The organism is Brevundimonas sp. NPDC055311 (assembly GCF_053645695.1).
In genome coordinates, this window is record NZ_JBSHMV010000001.1 from 139,270 (window position 1) to 154,987 (window position 15,718).

At 65.3% G+C, this 15,718-nt stretch carries 12 protein-coding genes and 1 tRNA gene; 10 read left to right on the top strand and 3 right to left on the bottom strand.

The window, feature by feature from the left end:
- Positions 1–31: 31 nt before the first annotated feature.
- The 4 genes from ACWIDZ_RS00685 (at position 32) to ACWIDZ_RS00700 (ending at position 4,234) form a co-directional block, all read left to right on the top strand.
- On the top strand, positions 32–1,435 hold the full coding sequence (locus ACWIDZ_RS00685) for an FAD-binding oxidoreductase (RefSeq protein WP_453988616.1): 1,404 nt from the start codon (positions 32–34) through the stop codon (positions 1,433–1,435).
- 95 nt (positions 1,436–1,530) lie between these two features.
- Positions 1,531–2,304, top strand: coding sequence for a peroxide stress protein YaaA (yaaA, locus tag ACWIDZ_RS00690; RefSeq protein WP_453988614.1), 774 nt, complete (start codon positions 1,531–1,533; stop codon positions 2,302–2,304).
- A gap of 66 nt (positions 2,305–2,370) precedes the next feature.
- Entirely contained in the window at positions 2,371–3,168 is a 798-nt protein-coding gene (locus ACWIDZ_RS00695; protein ID WP_453988613.1) for a 3-hydroxybutyrate dehydrogenase, read from the top strand.
- A gap of 40 nt (positions 3,169–3,208) precedes the next feature.
- The gene (locus ACWIDZ_RS00700; RefSeq protein WP_453988612.1) at positions 3,209–4,234 is read left to right on the top strand and encodes a patatin-like phospholipase family protein; all 1,026 of its coding nucleotides are present in this window, start codon (positions 3,209–3,211) and stop codon (positions 4,232–4,234) included.
- Here ACWIDZ_RS00700 and ACWIDZ_RS00705 read toward each other — a convergent pair.
- Positions 4,231–5,169 (bottom strand): L-threonylcarbamoyladenylate synthase, encoded by a 939-nt coding sequence (locus tag ACWIDZ_RS00705; protein ID WP_453988610.1) that lies wholly within the window; start codon positions 5,167–5,169, stop codon positions 4,231–4,233. The two genes, ACWIDZ_RS00700 and ACWIDZ_RS00705, sit on opposite strands and share 4 nt — an antisense overlap.
- Positions 5,170–5,306: 137 nt before the next feature.
- On the opposite strand from ACWIDZ_RS00705, the gene ACWIDZ_RS00710 reads away from it, so the two are divergent.
- From ACWIDZ_RS00710 to ACWIDZ_RS00720, 3 genes are all read left to right on the top strand, one after another.
- Positions 5,307–7,091: an acyl-CoA dehydrogenase gene (locus ACWIDZ_RS00710; RefSeq protein ID WP_453988609.1), complete on the top strand. Its 1,785-nt coding sequence runs from the start codon at positions 5,307–5,309 to the stop codon at positions 7,089–7,091.
- A 65-nt stretch (positions 7,092–7,156) separates the two neighbouring features.
- Positions 7,157–7,924: an energy transducer TonB gene (locus tag ACWIDZ_RS00715; RefSeq protein ID WP_453988608.1), complete on the top strand. Its 768-nt coding sequence runs from the start codon at positions 7,157–7,159 to the stop codon at positions 7,922–7,924.
- 21 nt (positions 7,925–7,945) lie between these two features.
- The gene (locus ACWIDZ_RS00720) at positions 7,946–8,662 is read left to right on the top strand and encodes an energy transducer TonB (protein ID WP_453988607.1); all 717 of its coding nucleotides are present in this window, start codon (positions 7,946–7,948) and stop codon (positions 8,660–8,662) included.
- Here ACWIDZ_RS00720 and ACWIDZ_RS00725 read toward each other — a convergent pair.
- A complete protein-coding gene (locus ACWIDZ_RS00725; RefSeq protein ID WP_453988606.1) occupies positions 8,617–9,450 on the bottom strand; it encodes a trypsin-like serine peptidase in 834 nt (277 codons plus the stop codon). The genes ACWIDZ_RS00720 and ACWIDZ_RS00725 overlap by 46 nt on opposite strands.
- Positions 9,451–9,523: 73 nt before the next feature.
- Between ACWIDZ_RS00725 and ACWIDZ_RS00730 the strand changes: the two genes are divergently transcribed.
- The 3 genes from ACWIDZ_RS00730 (at position 9,524) to ACWIDZ_RS00740 (ending at position 12,479) form a co-directional block, all read left to right on the top strand.
- Positions 9,524–11,746 carry a S9 family peptidase gene (locus ACWIDZ_RS00730; RefSeq protein ID WP_453988605.1) on the top strand — a complete coding sequence of 741 codons (2,223 nt, stop codon included), beginning with the start codon at positions 9,524–9,526 and terminating at the stop codon, positions 11,744–11,746.
- On the top strand, positions 11,743–12,300 hold the full coding sequence (locus ACWIDZ_RS00735) for a GNAT family N-acetyltransferase (RefSeq protein ID WP_343829709.1): 558 nt from the start codon (positions 11,743–11,745) through the stop codon (positions 12,298–12,300). Before ACWIDZ_RS00730 ends, ACWIDZ_RS00735 begins: the two co-directional genes overlap by 4 nt.
- 102 nt (positions 12,301–12,402) lie before the next feature.
- A tRNA-Asp gene (locus ACWIDZ_RS00740) sits at positions 12,403–12,479 on the top strand.
- 205 nt (positions 12,480–12,684) lie between these two features.
- On the opposite strand, the gene ACWIDZ_RS00745 is transcribed toward ACWIDZ_RS00740, so the two are convergent.
- A complete protein-coding gene (locus ACWIDZ_RS00745; protein WP_343829708.1) occupies positions 12,685–15,609 on the bottom strand; it encodes a TonB-dependent receptor domain-containing protein in 2,925 nt (974 codons plus the stop codon).
- Positions 15,610–15,718 lie beyond the last annotated feature (109 nt).

Sequence of the window (15,718 nt, forward strand, 5' to 3'; positions counted from 1 at the left end):
ACCACGGCGCGCCTTTTGCCACAAGGCCGATATGACCCTCCCGACGCCAGAATCGCTCGCTGAACTCAAAGCCGCCCTGCCCGGCGCCTGGACCCAGGACGCCGCCGAAATGGCGCCGTGGCTGACCGAATGGCGCGGCCGCTGGACGGGCGAGACGCCGCTTCTGCTCCAGCCGCGCACGACCGAGGAGGTCGCCCGCGCCGTCGAAATCTGCGCCCGACACGGCGTCGCCGTGGTGACGCAGGGCGGCGGCACCGGCCTGGTTGGCGGCCAGATTCCCTATGGCGAGGTCCTGCTGTCCACGCGCAAGCTGCGGACCGTGCGCGACGTGACGCCCCTGGACGACGCCATGACCGTCGAGGCGGGCGTGACCCTGCTGGAGGCGCAGGAACTGGCCAAGGAGAAGGACCGCTTCTTCCCCCTCAGCCTCGCGGCCGAGGGCTCGGCCACCATCGGCGGCGTCATCTCGACCAACGCGGGCGGTACGGCGGTTCTGCGCTACGGCATGATGCGCGATCTGGTGCTGGGCATCGAGGCCGTCATGCCCGACGGTCAGGTGTTCAACGGCCTGAAGCGGCTGCGCAAGGACAACACCGGCTATGATCTGAAGCAGCTCTTCATCGGCGCCGAAGGCACCCTGGGCGTCGTCACGGCGGCGACGCTGAAGCTGTTTCCGATCATGCGCAGCCGCGCCACGGCCATCGTCGGCCTGGAGAGCCACCACGACGCTGTGGTTCTTCTGGCTCGCGCCAAGGCCGAGACCGGCGGCGGAGTCGAGGCGTTCGAGCTGATGAAGCGGCTGGGCATGAGCCTGGTGCTGAAAAACATCCCCGACACGCGCGAACCGCTGGAATCGACGCCGCCCTGGTATGTGCTGATCGAACTGGCTTCGGGCGAGCCGGACGGCGCCGAGGCTGCGATGGAGCGGCTGCTGACAACCGCTTTCGAGGAAGGGCTGATCGTGGACGCCGCCATCGCCCAGAACGACGCCCAGAAGGCCGAGTTCTGGCGTCTGCGCGAAGAACACTCTGCGGCCCTCAAACCCGAAGGCGGCGGCTGGAAGCACGACGTGTCAGTCCCCGTATCGCGAATCGCCGACTTCATCGACGAGGCGACGGCCGCGGTGGAACGCTTCCATCCAGGCTGCCGCGTGTCGGTGTTCGGCCACGTCGGCGACGGCAATCTTCACTATGATGTGATCCCCGCCGTGGGCGAGGATGTCTCGGCCTTCATCGCCCGCTGGATGGAGGGGTCAGAAGTCGTCCACGATGTGGTCGCCCGTTACGACGGGTCGATTTCCGCTGAACACGGCCTGGGACGGCTGAAAACCGATGAGGCGCGGCGATACAAATCCCCGCTCGAAATCGCGACCATGCAGGCGATCCGACAGGCCCTCGATCCCAAGCGCATCATGAATCCGGCGGTCCTCTTCTGATGACTTGCGACCGTCTGTGACGTTTCAGGCGGTTCAAAACGTCATGGAAGCGGCCTATGAGGCCCGCTCTTGAGACGCATAGGGAGTCGATCGTCTTGCTGATCGTCCTGTCCCCGGCCAAAAAGCTGGACTTCAACCCGCCCGCCATCGACGCCCCCGTGACGCAGCGGCGATGCGCAGACGAGACCGCCGAACTGGCCAAGGTGACGCAGAAGCTCAGCCGGGCCGATCTGCGTCGCCTGATGTCCATCTCCGACGCCCTGGCCGAACTGAACTACCAACGTTTCCAGGCCTTCGACAACGAAACGTCGGAAGGCGCGCTTCAGGCCGTCTTCGCCTTCGCCGGCGATGTCTATGAGGGATTGTCGGCGCGCACCCTTTCGACCGACGACCTGAACTGGGCCCAGGATCACCTGCGCATCCTGTCGGGTTTCTACGGCCTGCTGCGGCCGTTGGATGCGATCCAACCGTACCGCCTGGAGATGGGCGTCCGGCTGAAGACCAAGCGCGGCGCCACCCTCTATGATTTCTGGGGCGAGCGGATTTCCCTGCGCCTCAACGAAGACGCCGAGAAGCTGTCTGAACGCACCCTGGTGAACCTGGCTAGCCACGAGTATTTCGGCGCGGTGGACGCCAAGGCGCTGAAGCTGCCGGTCGTGACCCCGCACTTCAAGGAAAAGAAGGACGGCGAGGCCCGCATCATCTCCTTCTACGCCAAGAAGGCGCGCGGCGGCATGGCCCGCTTCGCCATCGAGAACCGCCTCGAAAAGGTCGATGACCTGAAGGCTTACGATCGCGACGGCTATCGGTTCGACAAGAGCCTGTCCACGGATACGGACTGGATATTCATCAGGGAAGGAAATTCCTGATCGCCAGATTGAACGACTGCGGTTAGGTTGCGTTGCAGCATCACTATCCAACGGGTTCTTTCTATCATGTTCGCGATGAACGATCTCAAGGGCCGCGTCGCGGTCGTTTCCGGCTCGACCTCCGGCATCGGGCTGGCGCTGGCGCGGGCCGTGGCCCTGTGCGGCGGCGATGTGGTGCTGAACGGTCTGGGCGACGCGGACGCCATCGAGAAGACGCGCGCCGATCTGGCCGATGAAACCGGCGTGCGCGTCCTCTATCACCCCGCCGACATGACCCGGCCGGATCAGATCGAGGACATGATCGCCACGGCGCATCGCGAACTGGGCCGCCTCGACATCCTGGTCAACAACGCCGGCATCCAGCACGTCGAGGCCGTCGAGAACTTCCCCGCCGATGCGTGGGAAAAGATCATCGCCATCAACCTGTCCTCGACCTTCTACGCCACCAAGGCGGCGATCCCGATCATGAAGGCGCAAGGGCGCGGCCGAATCATCAACATCGCCTCGGCTCACGGCCTGGTCGCCAGCCCGTTCAAGTCGGCCTATGTCGCCGCTAAGCACGGGGTGATCGGCTTCACCAAGACGGTGGCGCTGGAGCTGGCGAAGGACAACATCACCTGCAACGCCATCTGCCCCGGCTTCGTCGAGACGCCGATCGTCTCGAAGCAGATCCAGGACCAGGCGCGCACCCGCGGCATGAGCGAGGAAGACGTGATGAAGAACGTCATTCTCGGCTCGCAGCCGACCAAGCGTTTCGTCACGACCGACGAACTGGCGGGCATATTCCTCTATCTGGCGTCGGACCTCGGCGCCTCGGCCAACGGCGCCCACTTCTCCGTCGACGGCGGCTGGACGGCTCAATAGGCTTCACCGCAACCGCACGACTCGAAAGACGGAGAGGCTGATGGCGGCGAAACGCAAACCGGTCTGTCTGGCCCTGCAGGGCGGCGGAGCTCACGGCGCCTTTCAGTGGGGCGTGCTGGACCGGTTGCTGGAAGCTGATGTTCTGGACGTGCGCGCCGTCACCGCCGCCTCGGCGGGAGCGATGAACGCCGCCGCCCTGATCACCGGACTGGAACGCGGCGGAGCCGAGGGCGGGCGCGAGGCGCTGGACCACCTGTGGCGCGAGGTGAACCAGTCCGGCGGCCGCAACGTCTTCGGCGACAGCGCCGTCTGGTCCAAGGCCCTGACGCCCGAATGGCTGAAGGGGACGCCGATGTGGCAGGCGGGTCAGACCTTGGCCCTGTCAATGAGCCCCTATTCCTTCAACCCCTTCAACCTGAACCCGCTGCGCCGGGTGCTGGAGACGGCGGTGGATTTCGAGGCTCTGCGCGCCTCCGACATCCAGATGTTCGTGTCGACGACGGCGGTGCGCGCAGGTCGCTCCCGCATCTTCAAATCCGACGAAATGGCGCCCGAGGTGCTCTTGGCCTCGGCCTGCCTGCCCCAGTTGTTCCAGGCGGTGGAGATCGAGGGCGAACCCTATTGGGACGGCGGCTATCTGGCCAACCCCGCGTTGTGGCCGCTGTTCTATACGGACACGCCGGACGATATCCTGCTGCTGCCGCTCAATCCGTTCCAGCGTAATGAGGCGCCGCGCGAGGCGGGCGAGATCAACGACCGGCTGAATGAGATCGTCTTCAACGCCCCGCTCGTCGCCGAACTGCGGGCCGTCGCCTTCGTTCAGGACCTGATCGCCGAGGGCAAGCTGAAACCCGGTGAGGATCGCCGACGCGGCGTCCGCATCCACGTCATCGAAGCCGACGAATGGCTGGGCGGCCAGTCGCTACATTCCAAATTCGATACGGAGTGGAGCTATCTGAACGAGCTGAAGCAGCACGGCCGGACAGCCGCCGACACATGGCTTGAAAACTGCCTACCCAAGGTCGGCAAGGCGTCCAGCGTGGACGTGAAGGCGCGCTTCCTCTAGCCGACGAAGCCCGCCGCACGGCGCAGACGGTCGTTGATCGCCTCGCCCAGTCCTTTGGCTGGAATGGACGACACGGCGATCCCGGCGGGTTTGGCGCGATCCGCCTCGCGCAACAGGCGGAACAGATTGGCCGCCGCCTCCCGGATGTCGCCGCTTGGGCTGAGGCTCCAGCGTGGGTCGCCGACGCCAGCGCCGAAGCCCAGCAGGATTTCGCCCTCCCTGGCGCCTTCCGCCTCAATGCGCACCGGCGCGTCAGGCGCATAATGGAGAGCCAGGCGGCCCGGCGAGCGATGCCCTTGCCCGCCTTCGGCCAACGGCCCGGCGACCGCCTCGATCTCTTCGCGGGTGACGGAACCGGGACGCAGCAGAGCCACCTGCCCGTCCAGCACCGAAACGACGGTGCTCTCAACCCCCACAGCGCAGGGCCCGCCATCAACCGCCGCGCCCACGGCATGGCCCGTCTCTTCCATGGCGTCGTCGAAAGTCGTCGGGCTGGGCCGCCCTGAACGATTGGCCGATGGCGCGACGACCGGCCCGCCGAAGGCGCCGATGACCGCGCGCGCGCGCGGATGGCCCGGCACGCGCACGGCCACGCTGTCCAGCCCCGCCCGCGCCAAGTCGCATACCCGATCGCGATCCCGCACCGGCGCCACGATGGTCAACGGCCCCGGCCAGAAGGCTTCGGCCAAGGCCCGCGCGCGCGCGTCGAACACCGCGATCGCTTCGGCATCCAGCGCATTGGCGACATGGGCGATCAGGGGATTGAAGCGCGGTCTGCCCTTGGCCTCGAAGATACGCGCCACCGCCTGGGGGTTGGAGGCGTCGGCCGCCAGCCCATAGACCGTCTCGGTCGGCAGGATGACCAGGCGTCCCGTCTTCAACGCCTCGGCGGCGATTTCGGGGCTGTCGCCCCTGGCGGGTCGGTCGGCGGGCACGGTCGCTCTTTCCTTACGCGGCGTCAGCCGTTCAAACAGGCGCGTAGAGTGCGCGGAAACTCGACCAAAGTCCAAGCGGGCTTGCGCCCCGAAGCGCGGCGGCCGACAGAAGCGCGACGTCTTTCTGAGGATAACCGATGAGCTACCGCGCCCCCGTCCGTGACATCGCCTTCGCCCTCGACGCCGTGGCCGGAATCGGTCAGGTGGCGGCGACCGGCGCCTTTCCCGATTACGACGCCGATGTCGCCTCGGCCGTGCTGGACGCTGCCGGTCAGTTTTCGGAAGAGGTTCTGGCTCCGCTGAACCGTCCCGGCGATCTGGCGGGCGCCAAATACGCCAACGGCGCCGTGACGGCCGCCCCCGGTTTCGCCGACGCCTATCAACAGTTCGCGGCGGGCGGCTGGACCAGCCTGACCGCCTCGGTCGAGGCCGGCGGGCAGGCCCTGCCCAAGGCGCTGGAGCTGGCGGCCTATGAAACCGTCCACGCCGCCAACATGGCCTTCGGCCTGTGTCCCATGCTGTCGCTGGCCTCCATCGAGGCGCTGGAGCAGGTGGGCAATGAGCATCAGAAGACGACCTATCTGCCCAAGCTGGTCAGCGGCGAATGGACCGGCGCCATGGTGCTGACCGAGCCGCACGCAGGTTCCGACCTGGGCGCCCTGACGGCCACGGCGGTTCCCAACGGCGACGGGACCTACGCCCTGACCGGCCAGAAGATCTTCATCACCTGGGGCGACCACGACGCGGCCGACAACATCGTCCATCTGGTGCTGGCTCGCCTGCACGACGCCCCTGCGGGGCCGAAGGGCATCAGCCTGTTCCTGACGCCCAAGTTCGCAGTCAACGCCGACGGTTCACTGGGCGAGCGCAACGCCTTCCGTCCGGTCGGCGTCGAGCACAAGCTCGGCATCCACGCCTCCCCCACCTGCGTCATGAGCTATGAGGGCGCCCGCGCCGAACTGATCGGACAGCCGAACCAGGGTCTGGCCCATATGTTCGTCATGATGAACGCCGCCCGTCTGGCCGTCGGCGTCGAAGGCGTGGGCGTCGCCGAGCGCGCCTATCAGCACGCCCTAGCCTATGCGCTGGAACGCCGTCAGGGCCGCAGCGTCTGGACCGGCGAGAAGGACGCGCCGATCTTCGATCACCCCGACGTGCGCCGGATGCTGGCGGTGATGAAGGCGAAGGTCGCCGCCGCCCGCGCCATTTGCCTGTCGACCGGCGTCGCCGCCGACCTGGCCCGTCATGCCGCGACCGAGGAAGATCGCAAGGTCTGGAAGGGCCGCGAAGACCTGTTCACCCCGATCGCCAAGGCCTGGTCCACGGATGTCGGCTGCGAGGTCGCTTCCATGGGCGTTCAGGTCCACGGCGGCATGGGCTTCATCGAGGAAACCGGCGCGGCCCAATACTATCGCGACGCCCGCATCACGCCGATCTATGAAGGCACCAACGGCATTCAAGCGATGGACCTGGTGGGCCGCAAGCTGTCGATGGACGGTGGCGAGTCGGCCAAGGCCCTGATCGCTGAGATGAAGACGACGCTGGCCCAGATCGACCGCCTCTATTCCGGCAAGCCGGTCGAGCGCTTCGCCACCGCCATCGAGGCGGTCGAGGACGCCACCCTGTGGCTGCTGGACGCCAAGTCGGACGCCGCCCGCGCGGCCGACGTGCTGGCGGGCGCCGACGCCTATCTGAGGCTGATGGGCGATGTAGTCGGCGGCTGGATGTTGGCCAAGGGCGCCCTGGCGGCCAAGGCGAAACTGGACGCCGGAGACGGCGACGCCGCCTGGCTGCAGGGCAAGCTGGACCTCTATGAAGTCTACGCGGCCAACGTCCTGGGCCACGTCTCCAGCCGTCTGGCCGCCGTCGGCCAGGGCGGCGACCTGCTGCAACGCATGAGTGTGGAGGCCTTGGCCGGCTGACCGCCGTTCTATGGCTTGAGCGTGAAGCGCCTCCCGTGCCACCTAGGCGTGGGAGGCGTTTTCGTATGAATCGAGCGGTCGGCGTTGCCAGTTTTATCCTGGCTGCTTTTTTCAGCGGAGCCTCTTTCGCGACAACGGAAGAGCCGGTCGCCTGGGTCACGCGCCCTGTTCCGACGCCAGAAGATTTCCCACCCTTCGCCGCCGCCATGCACATCGGCGGCTGGGTCGAGGTAAACTGCCTGGTGACGCCAGAAGGGCTGCCGAACGCCTGCACCGCCATGCGCGCGCGTCCGGACGGGCTGGGCTTCGCAGAAGCCGCGGTCCGCATCATCGAGCGCGCAAGGCTAACGCCCGCCGCACCCGACGCCTCGCCTGAAAAACGCGAGTTCACGGTGCGCGTGCCCTTCAACGTTCCGCCATTCAACACGGAGGCGCCGACGCCCTGGTCCGGTCCGACGCCCAACGCCGCACAAATGGAAGGCGGCCGCCGTTTCCCCCGACGCAGCGTCGAGCCTGTCGTTCGCCTTAGACGTCATTGGCGGCTGGACCGGATGCCGCTCGAGATGCGCCGGACGACCGAAGGCTGGATCGCCGAACTGTTCGGCAACCTGGAAACAGAGCGCCAAAGGCGGGGCTTGGTCATGGCCCGCGTCCTTGCTCTTCGCGAGTTGGACGCCTTGCCGCCCAAGCAGCCCGATGACTGGAGCGAAGCCTGGACTCCTCAACTGCGAGAGGCCGGACGCGATGTCTTTCCTCGTGAGCCGATGATCGAACTTCGTCGCCGCTACTGCGCCCGTTATGACTGTGGGCCGACGGCTGGCGTCGCGCCCTGAAAACCCACGGAAAACCTTTAGATGATCACGCTTTTGGCGAGCCTGGCCCTATTGGCGGAGCCTGTTCAGTCGGAGACACATCCCATCGTTGAACGCCACGATTATCCGCCCATGGCCAAGGATCTGCGAGTCAACGGAACCGTCACCCTCGAATGCGTCAACAACGACGACGGCGCCTTGACCCGTTGCGGCGCCGTGTTCGCCAGACCCGCCGACATGGGTTTCCAGCAAGCGGCGCTGGCGATCGTGTTCCGCGGGCGCGTCGCCCGGCCCGCCGGCGTTCCTTTCATGATCGAACTGCCCTTCGACATCCTGACCGAAGGCGACGAACCGCTGCGTCAACCGTGGGAGGGCCCTGAACCAGACCCAGAACATATCCAGGCCGCCCAAGCCTTTACCGACAGCTTCTATGGCGGCAGCCGGTCTGCGGCCGAACGCTCGATCCGTGACTGGAAGGTCAACGAAATGCCGCCTGAGAAGGCAGCGCTTCTACGCGCCTGGATGGCCGAGCTATACCCTGACCTTGAAGCCGAGAAGGCCTTGTACGCCGCGGGGGTCGCTCGCGTTCTGGCTCGACACGGCCTGGACTATCTGCCGACCCAGAAACCCATCGGATGGGATGTCTGGTACGCTCAAGTCACACAGGCCAGCCCGGAAGACCCGGCTCTGATCAGGAACGAGATGCGCCGGCGCTATTGTGAAGCGTTCGACTGCGCTTCTGGTGCGGCCGCCGACTGATCCAGCAAGGCTATGGTCTCGCGCACATAATCGGCGTGAGCCACAACGCCGAGGTCCAGGCCTTCGCCGCCGCCCTGCACCTCCTGCACCAGCACCCCCGCGATGAAGGGATGGTCAGGCACGGGCGCGCCAGGCACGCGACGCGCCGCCGGGGTCCAGAAAACCGGCCCGCCGGAATTGCCCTGGGCCACCACGAAATCGAGCAGGAAGATCGGAAAATGCCGGATCGGGGTCAGCGGCCAGGAACTGATCCGGCCCAGGCGCAGGATCGGAAAGCCCGCTCGATTCGCCGACAGGCCGTGCGGATACCCCAGCGCCAGAAGTTCGTCGCCCGGCCCCATCCGCCAGCGGTCGAAGGCGTCAGCTTCCGCCAGCCAGCCGACCGGGATCGCCGCCTGGGCGAAAGCGGGCGGCGCCGTGATCTCCATCACCGCCACGTCGCGCTCAGGGTGGGCGGTCCATAGCGGCGCGCCGTCCGCGTCGCGGATGGTCAGGGTTCCGGGCGTGAACTTCCAGGCGCCGTCGGCCTCGGCCGTGCGCCAGCCGATCCGCGCCTCATTACCCGGCATGACGTCCAGGACGTGCCGCGCCGTCACCAGCACGACGCGCGGCGCGCCGTCAGGTCTAGGCGCGGCGATCAGGAAGCCTGTGCCGACCTTCCTCTGACTGCCGCTGATCGGCTGGTCGAGTTGCACCGTGGCGTTGATGACGCCAACCGTCAGATCCCATTCGGGCGGCGGCGCGGCGACGACAGCCGGTTGTTCGGGCGGAAGATCCTGAATGACCATGACGCCATTTGACGCCGAGCGTCGCCGGGCACAAGGTCCAGCTCAAATCATACGCTTGGGGCACGCCATCATCATGAACCGTCGCGAACTGATCGCCTCGACCGCCGCCATCGGCGTGGTCGCCGCCTCCCCCGCCCTTGCCCGCCAGACTACCGGAGCCTCGATGTCCAAACCCACGCCGCCCGTCGCCAAGAAGGTCCCCGTTCGCATCGAACAATTGGGCCGGGTCCGCACTGACGACTATCAGTGGATGAAGGACGACAATTGGCAGGCGGTGCTGCGCGACCCATCGCTGATCAAGGCTGACGTCAAGGAACACCTGACCGCCGAGAACGCCTATCGCGAAGCCATGATGGCCTCGACCCTGCCGCTGCAAGCCGCGATGTTCGAAGAGATGAAGGGCCGCATCAAGGAAGACGACAGCTCCGTGCCCGCCGCTGACGGCCCGTGGGAATACTTCACCGAGTACCGCACCGGCGAGCAGCATCCCCGCTATATGCGGGTCGAGCGCCAGGGGACCTGGATAGTCGACGGTCAGCCCGTGACCAAGAACTTCGTCAAGGCCCCGACGCCTGAGCTGCTGCTGGACTGCAACGCCCTGGCCGAGGGCAAGGCCTATTCGGAGGTCTCGGCGACCGAGCACAGCCCCGACCACGCCCTGTTCGCCTATGCCGAGGACGCCCAGGGTTCGGAAGTCTACAAGATCTATGTGAAGGATCTGGCGACCGGCGAAGTGCTGCCCAACCCGATCGAATCGGCCAGCGCCAACTTCACCTTCTCGCCGGACAGCCGGTGGATCTTCTGGACCAACCGCGACGACAACGGTCGTCCGGACAAGATCTTCCGTCGCCCGGCGCGCGGCGGCGAAACCGCCCTGGTCAATGAAGAAACCGACGAGGGCATGTTCCAGGGCATCGGCCGCACCGCCGACGACGCCTTCATCGTCATCTCCATCGGCAACCAGGAAACCTCGGAAAGCCGCATCATCCCGGCCTCCAACCCTACGGCCGCGCCCGTGGTGGCCGAGCCGCGTCATGTCGGCCGCCTGTATGACCTGGACCACTGGGGCGATCGCTGGGTGATCCGCACCAACGCCGACGACGCCATCGACTTCAAGGTCGTCGAAGCGCCCACCGCGACCCCCGCCAAGGCGAACTGGAAAGACCTGATCGCCCACACGCCTGGTCGCTTCATCGAGGGCGTGGCCCTGGTGAAGGACTATCTGGGCCGTCAGGAGCGCGCCGACGCCAATACCAAGATCGTCATCCGCGATCGCGCCGGCGCCGAGCATGAGATCGCCGTGGACGAGCCCGCCTACGCCCTGTCGCTGAGCGGGGCGTCGGAGTTCGACACCACGGTCATGCGCTACGGCTACAACTCGCCGTCCACGCCGACCTCGACCTATGACTACGATCTGAAGACGCGCGAACGCACCCTGCGCAAGGTTCAGGAAATCCCCTCGGGCCACAATCCGGCGGACTATGTGGTCGAGCGGCTGAACGCCCCCGCCGCTGACGGCGAACTGGTGCCGGTGACGGTGCTGCGCCGCAAGGACACGCCGGTCGACGGCTCCGCGCCCTTGCTACTCTACGGCTACGGCTCCTACGGCATCCCGATGGCGGCCAGTTTCGCAACGAACCGACTGTCGCTGGTCAATCGCGGCTTCATCTACGCCATCGCCCACATCCGCGGCGGTTCGGACAAGGGCTGGAACTGGTTCCTGACCGCCCGGCGCTTCACCAAGAAGAACACCTTCACCGACTTCATCGCCGCCGCCGACCACCTGATCGCGCAGAATTACACCAAGGCCGGCAACATCGTCGCCGAGGGCCGCTCGGCGGGCGGCCTGCTGATGGGCGCCATCACCAATATGCGGCCGGACTTGTGGGCCGGCGTGATCGGCGGCGTGCCCTTCGTCGACGTCATCAACACCATGAGCGACACCAGCCTGCCCCTGACGCCGCCGGAATGGCCCGAATGGGGCAATCCGCTGGAGGACGCGGCCGCCTACGACTACATGCTGAGCTACAGCCCCTACGACCAGATCGAGGCCAAGCCTTACCCGGCCTTGCTGGCGACCGGCGGTCTGTCCGATCCGCGCGTCACCTATTGGGAGCCGGAGAAGTGGGTGGCCAAGCTGCGCCCGGCTTCGACCTCCGGCAAGCCGGTACTGCTGAAGATCAATATGGAGGCAGGCCACTTCGCCTCGTCCGGCCGGTTCGATTATCTGAAAGACATCGCCCACGACTACGCCTTCGCCGTCTGGGCGGTGGAGAAGGGATGGGAAAAGGCGTGATCGTCCGACCGTTTGCGGAAGCCGATCTGGCGGCCGTGACGGCCATCTACGCCGACAGCGTGCTGAACGGCACAGGGACGTTCGAACTGGACGTCCCCTCAGCCGACGAGATGCGGACGCGCCTGGCCGCGCCGGCCGCCTTAGGCCTGCCCGTCCTGGTCGCTGAAATCGACGGCCCCGACGGACTTAGACAGGTCGCCGGCTACGCCTATGCCGCTCCCTATCGCCTGCGCGCCGCCTATCGCTTCATGGTCGAGGACTCGATTTACGTCGCCCGAGCATGCCGGGGACGTGGCGTCGGAAAAGCCCTGCTGGACGCCCTGCTCGAGACCTGCACGACCTTGGGAATGCGTCAGGTTGTGGCGGTGATCGGCGACAGCGCCAACGCCGGCTCCATCGCCCTGCACGAGGCTTCAGGCTTCGTCCACGTCGGCGCCTTTCGCGACGCCGGCTGGAAATTCGACGGCTGGCGCGATGTCGTCTTCATGCAGAAGGCGCTGGGTCCCGGAGGGGCGACGCCGCCCGACGCCGCTGGCCTGGATTGCGGCCGCTAGAGTCTGAATTCGCAGATTTTTTGCAGAAGCGCCACAATGCGCTTGACCCCGGGCGCGACGAACCGTATTCGCCCCTCCTCTCCTCCGCGTGGGGAGAGAAACGCGGGTGTAGCTCAGTTGGTTAGAGTGCCGGCCTGTCACGCCGGAGGTCGCGGGTTCGAGCCCCGTCACTCGCGCCACTTCCTTCAGCAATGAACGAAGTGGCGCCCACCGCTTCCCGTATCCCAATCGTCTAAGTCGACAGCCTCGCCCACGCGGGGCTTTTCTGCATGGTGCACGAGCGACCGCCATCAGGGCGAATACGCGCCATCGGCCTTTTCGGGCATGAAAAAAGGCGGCGGACCTTTAGATCCGCCGCCCAGTCTTCACGTCATGCCTGCTCTATTAGAAACGAGCCGTCAGGCCAACATAGTAACGACGCCCCAGCACGTCATAGGTCGATGGGTCGGTGTTCGCCTGGATGTTCGGCGAGTACAGCGGCGGCTGCTCGTCGAACAGGTTATTCACGCCCAGACGCAGCGACACATTGTCGTTGACGTCATAGGTACCGCGCAGGTCGAAGTACCACATCGAATCCACGCCTGTGCCAGTGCCCCCCGTGACGGTGGCCGAGTGGACCATGGAGTCGATGTAACGGGCGGTTGCCGTCACTGAGAACGGATCCATCGCCCAGCCGCCGGTCAGGGTGTGACGCCATTCCGGAGTAGCCGAGCCGGTGCCCGAACCAATGGTGCCGACATAGTCGTTCACCGGGTCAGCCGAAGACACTTGGCTGGTGTACTTCTCAACCCAAGTCGACAAAGCGTTAAAGCTCAGGTCGCCATAGGCGCCCAACGGGAAGCCGACGCCAAAGGCGAAGTCCACACCGCTGGTTTCGGTCGACGCTTGATTGCGCGAGAACTGCTGGACCTCGATGACGCCGCCGTTGCCTTGATCACGCTTGAACAGCTGGCACCATTCATTGTTGGGATCATAGGTCGGATTGGCGTCGTCGCGGTTGAAGCAACGCTGCACGATCGTCGACATCGACGCTGAGGTGATCACGTCCTCCAGCTTGATCGACCAATAGTCGACCGACAGATAGAGGGAGTCGGCCCAACCACCCGTATTGAACGGCGAGTTCATTACGAATCCCGCGGTGAAGGATTCGCCCTTTTCCGGCTTCAGGTCCGGATTGCCGCCGCCCAGGGCGTTGCCTTGACCGCCCCAAGAGAAGCTGGGCAGACCCGCGACGCCCGACTGGATGGCGCACAACGCTTGAACCTTGGCGCCGTTCGGACCGCTGCGGTTGAAGTCGCTCGCCGGTGTCGTGGTGTCACAGGGGTCTTGGCCGCTGAATGACGGGAAATTGTTCGTCTGAGGCGCGAACAATTCCGAGATCGTCGGCGAACGAACGGCAGTTTGGGCGCCGCCACGGAAGCGCAGCCAGTCGTTGGCTTGCCATTCTAGGTTAGCCTTGGCGCTCTCGCTCGAACCCGAACGGCTGTTCTCCGAGACGCGCCAACCCAGAGTCACGTCCACGGCCTGGGCGAACGGCAGGTCCTTGACGACCGGGACCAGGACTTCGGCGAAGACATCCTTCCAGTTCAGGAAGCCGTTGACCGGCAGCTGCTGATTGAAGCCGGCGACCAACCCCGGCTGCAGACCGCTGTCGGGACGGAAATCGAAGTTCAGTTCGCGATAGCTGCCGCCAAACGCCGCCTGGACAGCGCCGGCTGGCAGTTGGAACAGGTCACCTGTCACGGTGCCTTCGACAACCGACTGTTCGACGACGGTCAGGTTCTTGGCTTCCAGGCTGACCCACGCCGCGCAAGAGGGGTCGATAGGCGCTGCGCCGAACAGGTTCAAACCGTTCGGACAGGCGCCGCCTGAGGCGGTGTCCATGGCCGCAATGGTGGGCGCGCGCAGCAGAGCATCGACGCGATCACGGCGAACGTTGCCGCCCTGGATCTCGTTCTGCACCGAACGTCCGTACGAAGCGTACAGATCATAGGTCCAGGTGTTGGTCCGAGCCAGCGAGCCCTTGGTTCCCAGAACAATCTGCCAAACATCGTGGGTGTTATAGCCGGTGCGGCCGCCCAGATCGTTGAAGCGCTTCGAGAAGCCGAAGTCAGCCGTCGGATTGGGACGCATCGCCAGCAGTTGCGCTAGTTCAGGCCCGATGAATGGGTTCGTGACAGGCACATTCCAGCCCGTCGTGCCGCCGGCCGGGGTAGGAGCCAGTTCCTGCAGGGCATTGTAATTAGTATACGACGCTTGGACATAAGGACGGAAGTGTTCGTTCACGTCATAGTTGATGCGCGTGAACAGGTTCCAGCGCTCCATCGGCAGGACCAGGATGTTGTCCGGCTCGAAGTTGTACGAGAAGATGTCCGGTGCGAAAGCCGTGGCGATCGCGGAGTCCGGTCCCTTGTAGTTGTACATGTCGTAGGGCGAGTTCGCCACGCCTGTACAGAAGATGCTGCCGTCGGGGTTAAACCCGAAACCCGCATGTCCGCCATTGTTGATACAACGGTTGGCGCCGCCGAAGTAGTTATCGATGGCGTTCTGGCTTGGAGTGTTAGTGCCAAGCGAAACGCTGCCACCAGGGAAGATGGTCGTCGTATTGCTAGCCTGGGCCGCGAACTCACGTGCGTCCTTATACATCGATTCGCGATTGAAGTAGCTGGCGTTGAATACGGCGTTGCCTTTGCCGTCCCCAAAGCGGCCGCCGAAGGTAATGTCGGTGCCCCACTCCTGACCGTCGCCCTGTTCCGTCAGACGGTACTGGGAGTCGATCTGCATCCCTTCGAAGTCATTCTTCAGGATGAAGTTGACCACGCCCGATACGGCGTCGGCGCCGTAGGTCGAGGCGGCGCCGCCGCTGATAATTTCAACGCGCTCGATCAAGGCTGCCGGAATGGTGTTGACGTCGACGGTGCCGCCTGCAGTCGACCCCATTGGGCGACGGCCATCAACCAGCACTAGGTTGCGGCCCGAACCCAGGCCGCGCAGATCGATGAAGGCGCGACCGTTCGAGCTGGGGTTGTTCGACTGCGAGCTGAGGCCTGCAGTCACTTGCGGCAAGGTGTTCAGGTAGTGCTCGACCGTAGTCGAGCCCGAGTGCGTCATGTCTTCCTGTTGAACCGTCAGGATCGGGCTCTCGGCGACGGCGTCCCGGCGCGCGATGCGCGAGCCCGTCACTACGATTTCATCGACGCGAGAAACCTCCTCGCCAGGCGCATTCTGTGCAAGGGCCGGCGCAGCGAAACCCATCGCCGCCACCCCAGCGATCATCGTGGTTGCAAGCCAACGCTTGCGATGTTCCATGGAAATCAATTCTTCCTCCATAAAATGAAGGAGCGCAGCAGGAATTGGACACCCAAGACGCTACCTCCCCAACCACAGCCACAATCCTTGAAACCGTGACTGCCTTGCG

Excerpts from the sequence above, each read along its gene's own strand:
- ACWIDZ_RS00685 (WP_453988616.1), top strand. The coding sequence starts at position 32 with ATGACCCTCCCGACGCCAGAATCGCTCGCTGAACTCAAAGCCGCCCTG.
- ACWIDZ_RS00700 (WP_453988612.1), top strand. The coding sequence starts at position 3,209 with ATGGCGGCGAAACGCAAACCGGTCTGTCTGGCCCTGCAGGGCGGCGGA.
- ACWIDZ_RS00725 (WP_453988606.1), bottom strand. The coding sequence starts at position 9,450 with ATGGTCATTCAGGATCTTCCGCCCGAACAACCGGCTGTCGTCGCCGCG.
- ACWIDZ_RS00745 (WP_343829708.1), bottom strand. The coding sequence starts at position 15,609 with ATGGAACATCGCAAGCGTTGGCTTGCAACCACGATGATCGCTGGGGTG.
- ACWIDZ_RS00730 (WP_453988605.1), top strand. The coding sequence starts at position 9,524 with ATGAACCGTCGCGAACTGATCGCCTCGACCGCCGCCATCGGCGTGGTC.
- ACWIDZ_RS00720 (WP_453988607.1), top strand. The coding sequence starts at position 7,946 with ATGATCACGCTTTTGGCGAGCCTGGCCCTATTGGCGGAGCCTGTTCAG.
- ACWIDZ_RS00715 (WP_453988608.1), top strand. The coding sequence starts at position 7,157 with ATGAATCGAGCGGTCGGCGTTGCCAGTTTTATCCTGGCTGCTTTTTTC.
- ACWIDZ_RS00695 (WP_453988613.1), top strand. The coding sequence starts at position 2,371 with ATGTTCGCGATGAACGATCTCAAGGGCCGCGTCGCGGTCGTTTCCGGC.
- ACWIDZ_RS00710 (WP_453988609.1), top strand. The coding sequence starts at position 5,307 with ATGAGCTACCGCGCCCCCGTCCGTGACATCGCCTTCGCCCTCGACGCC.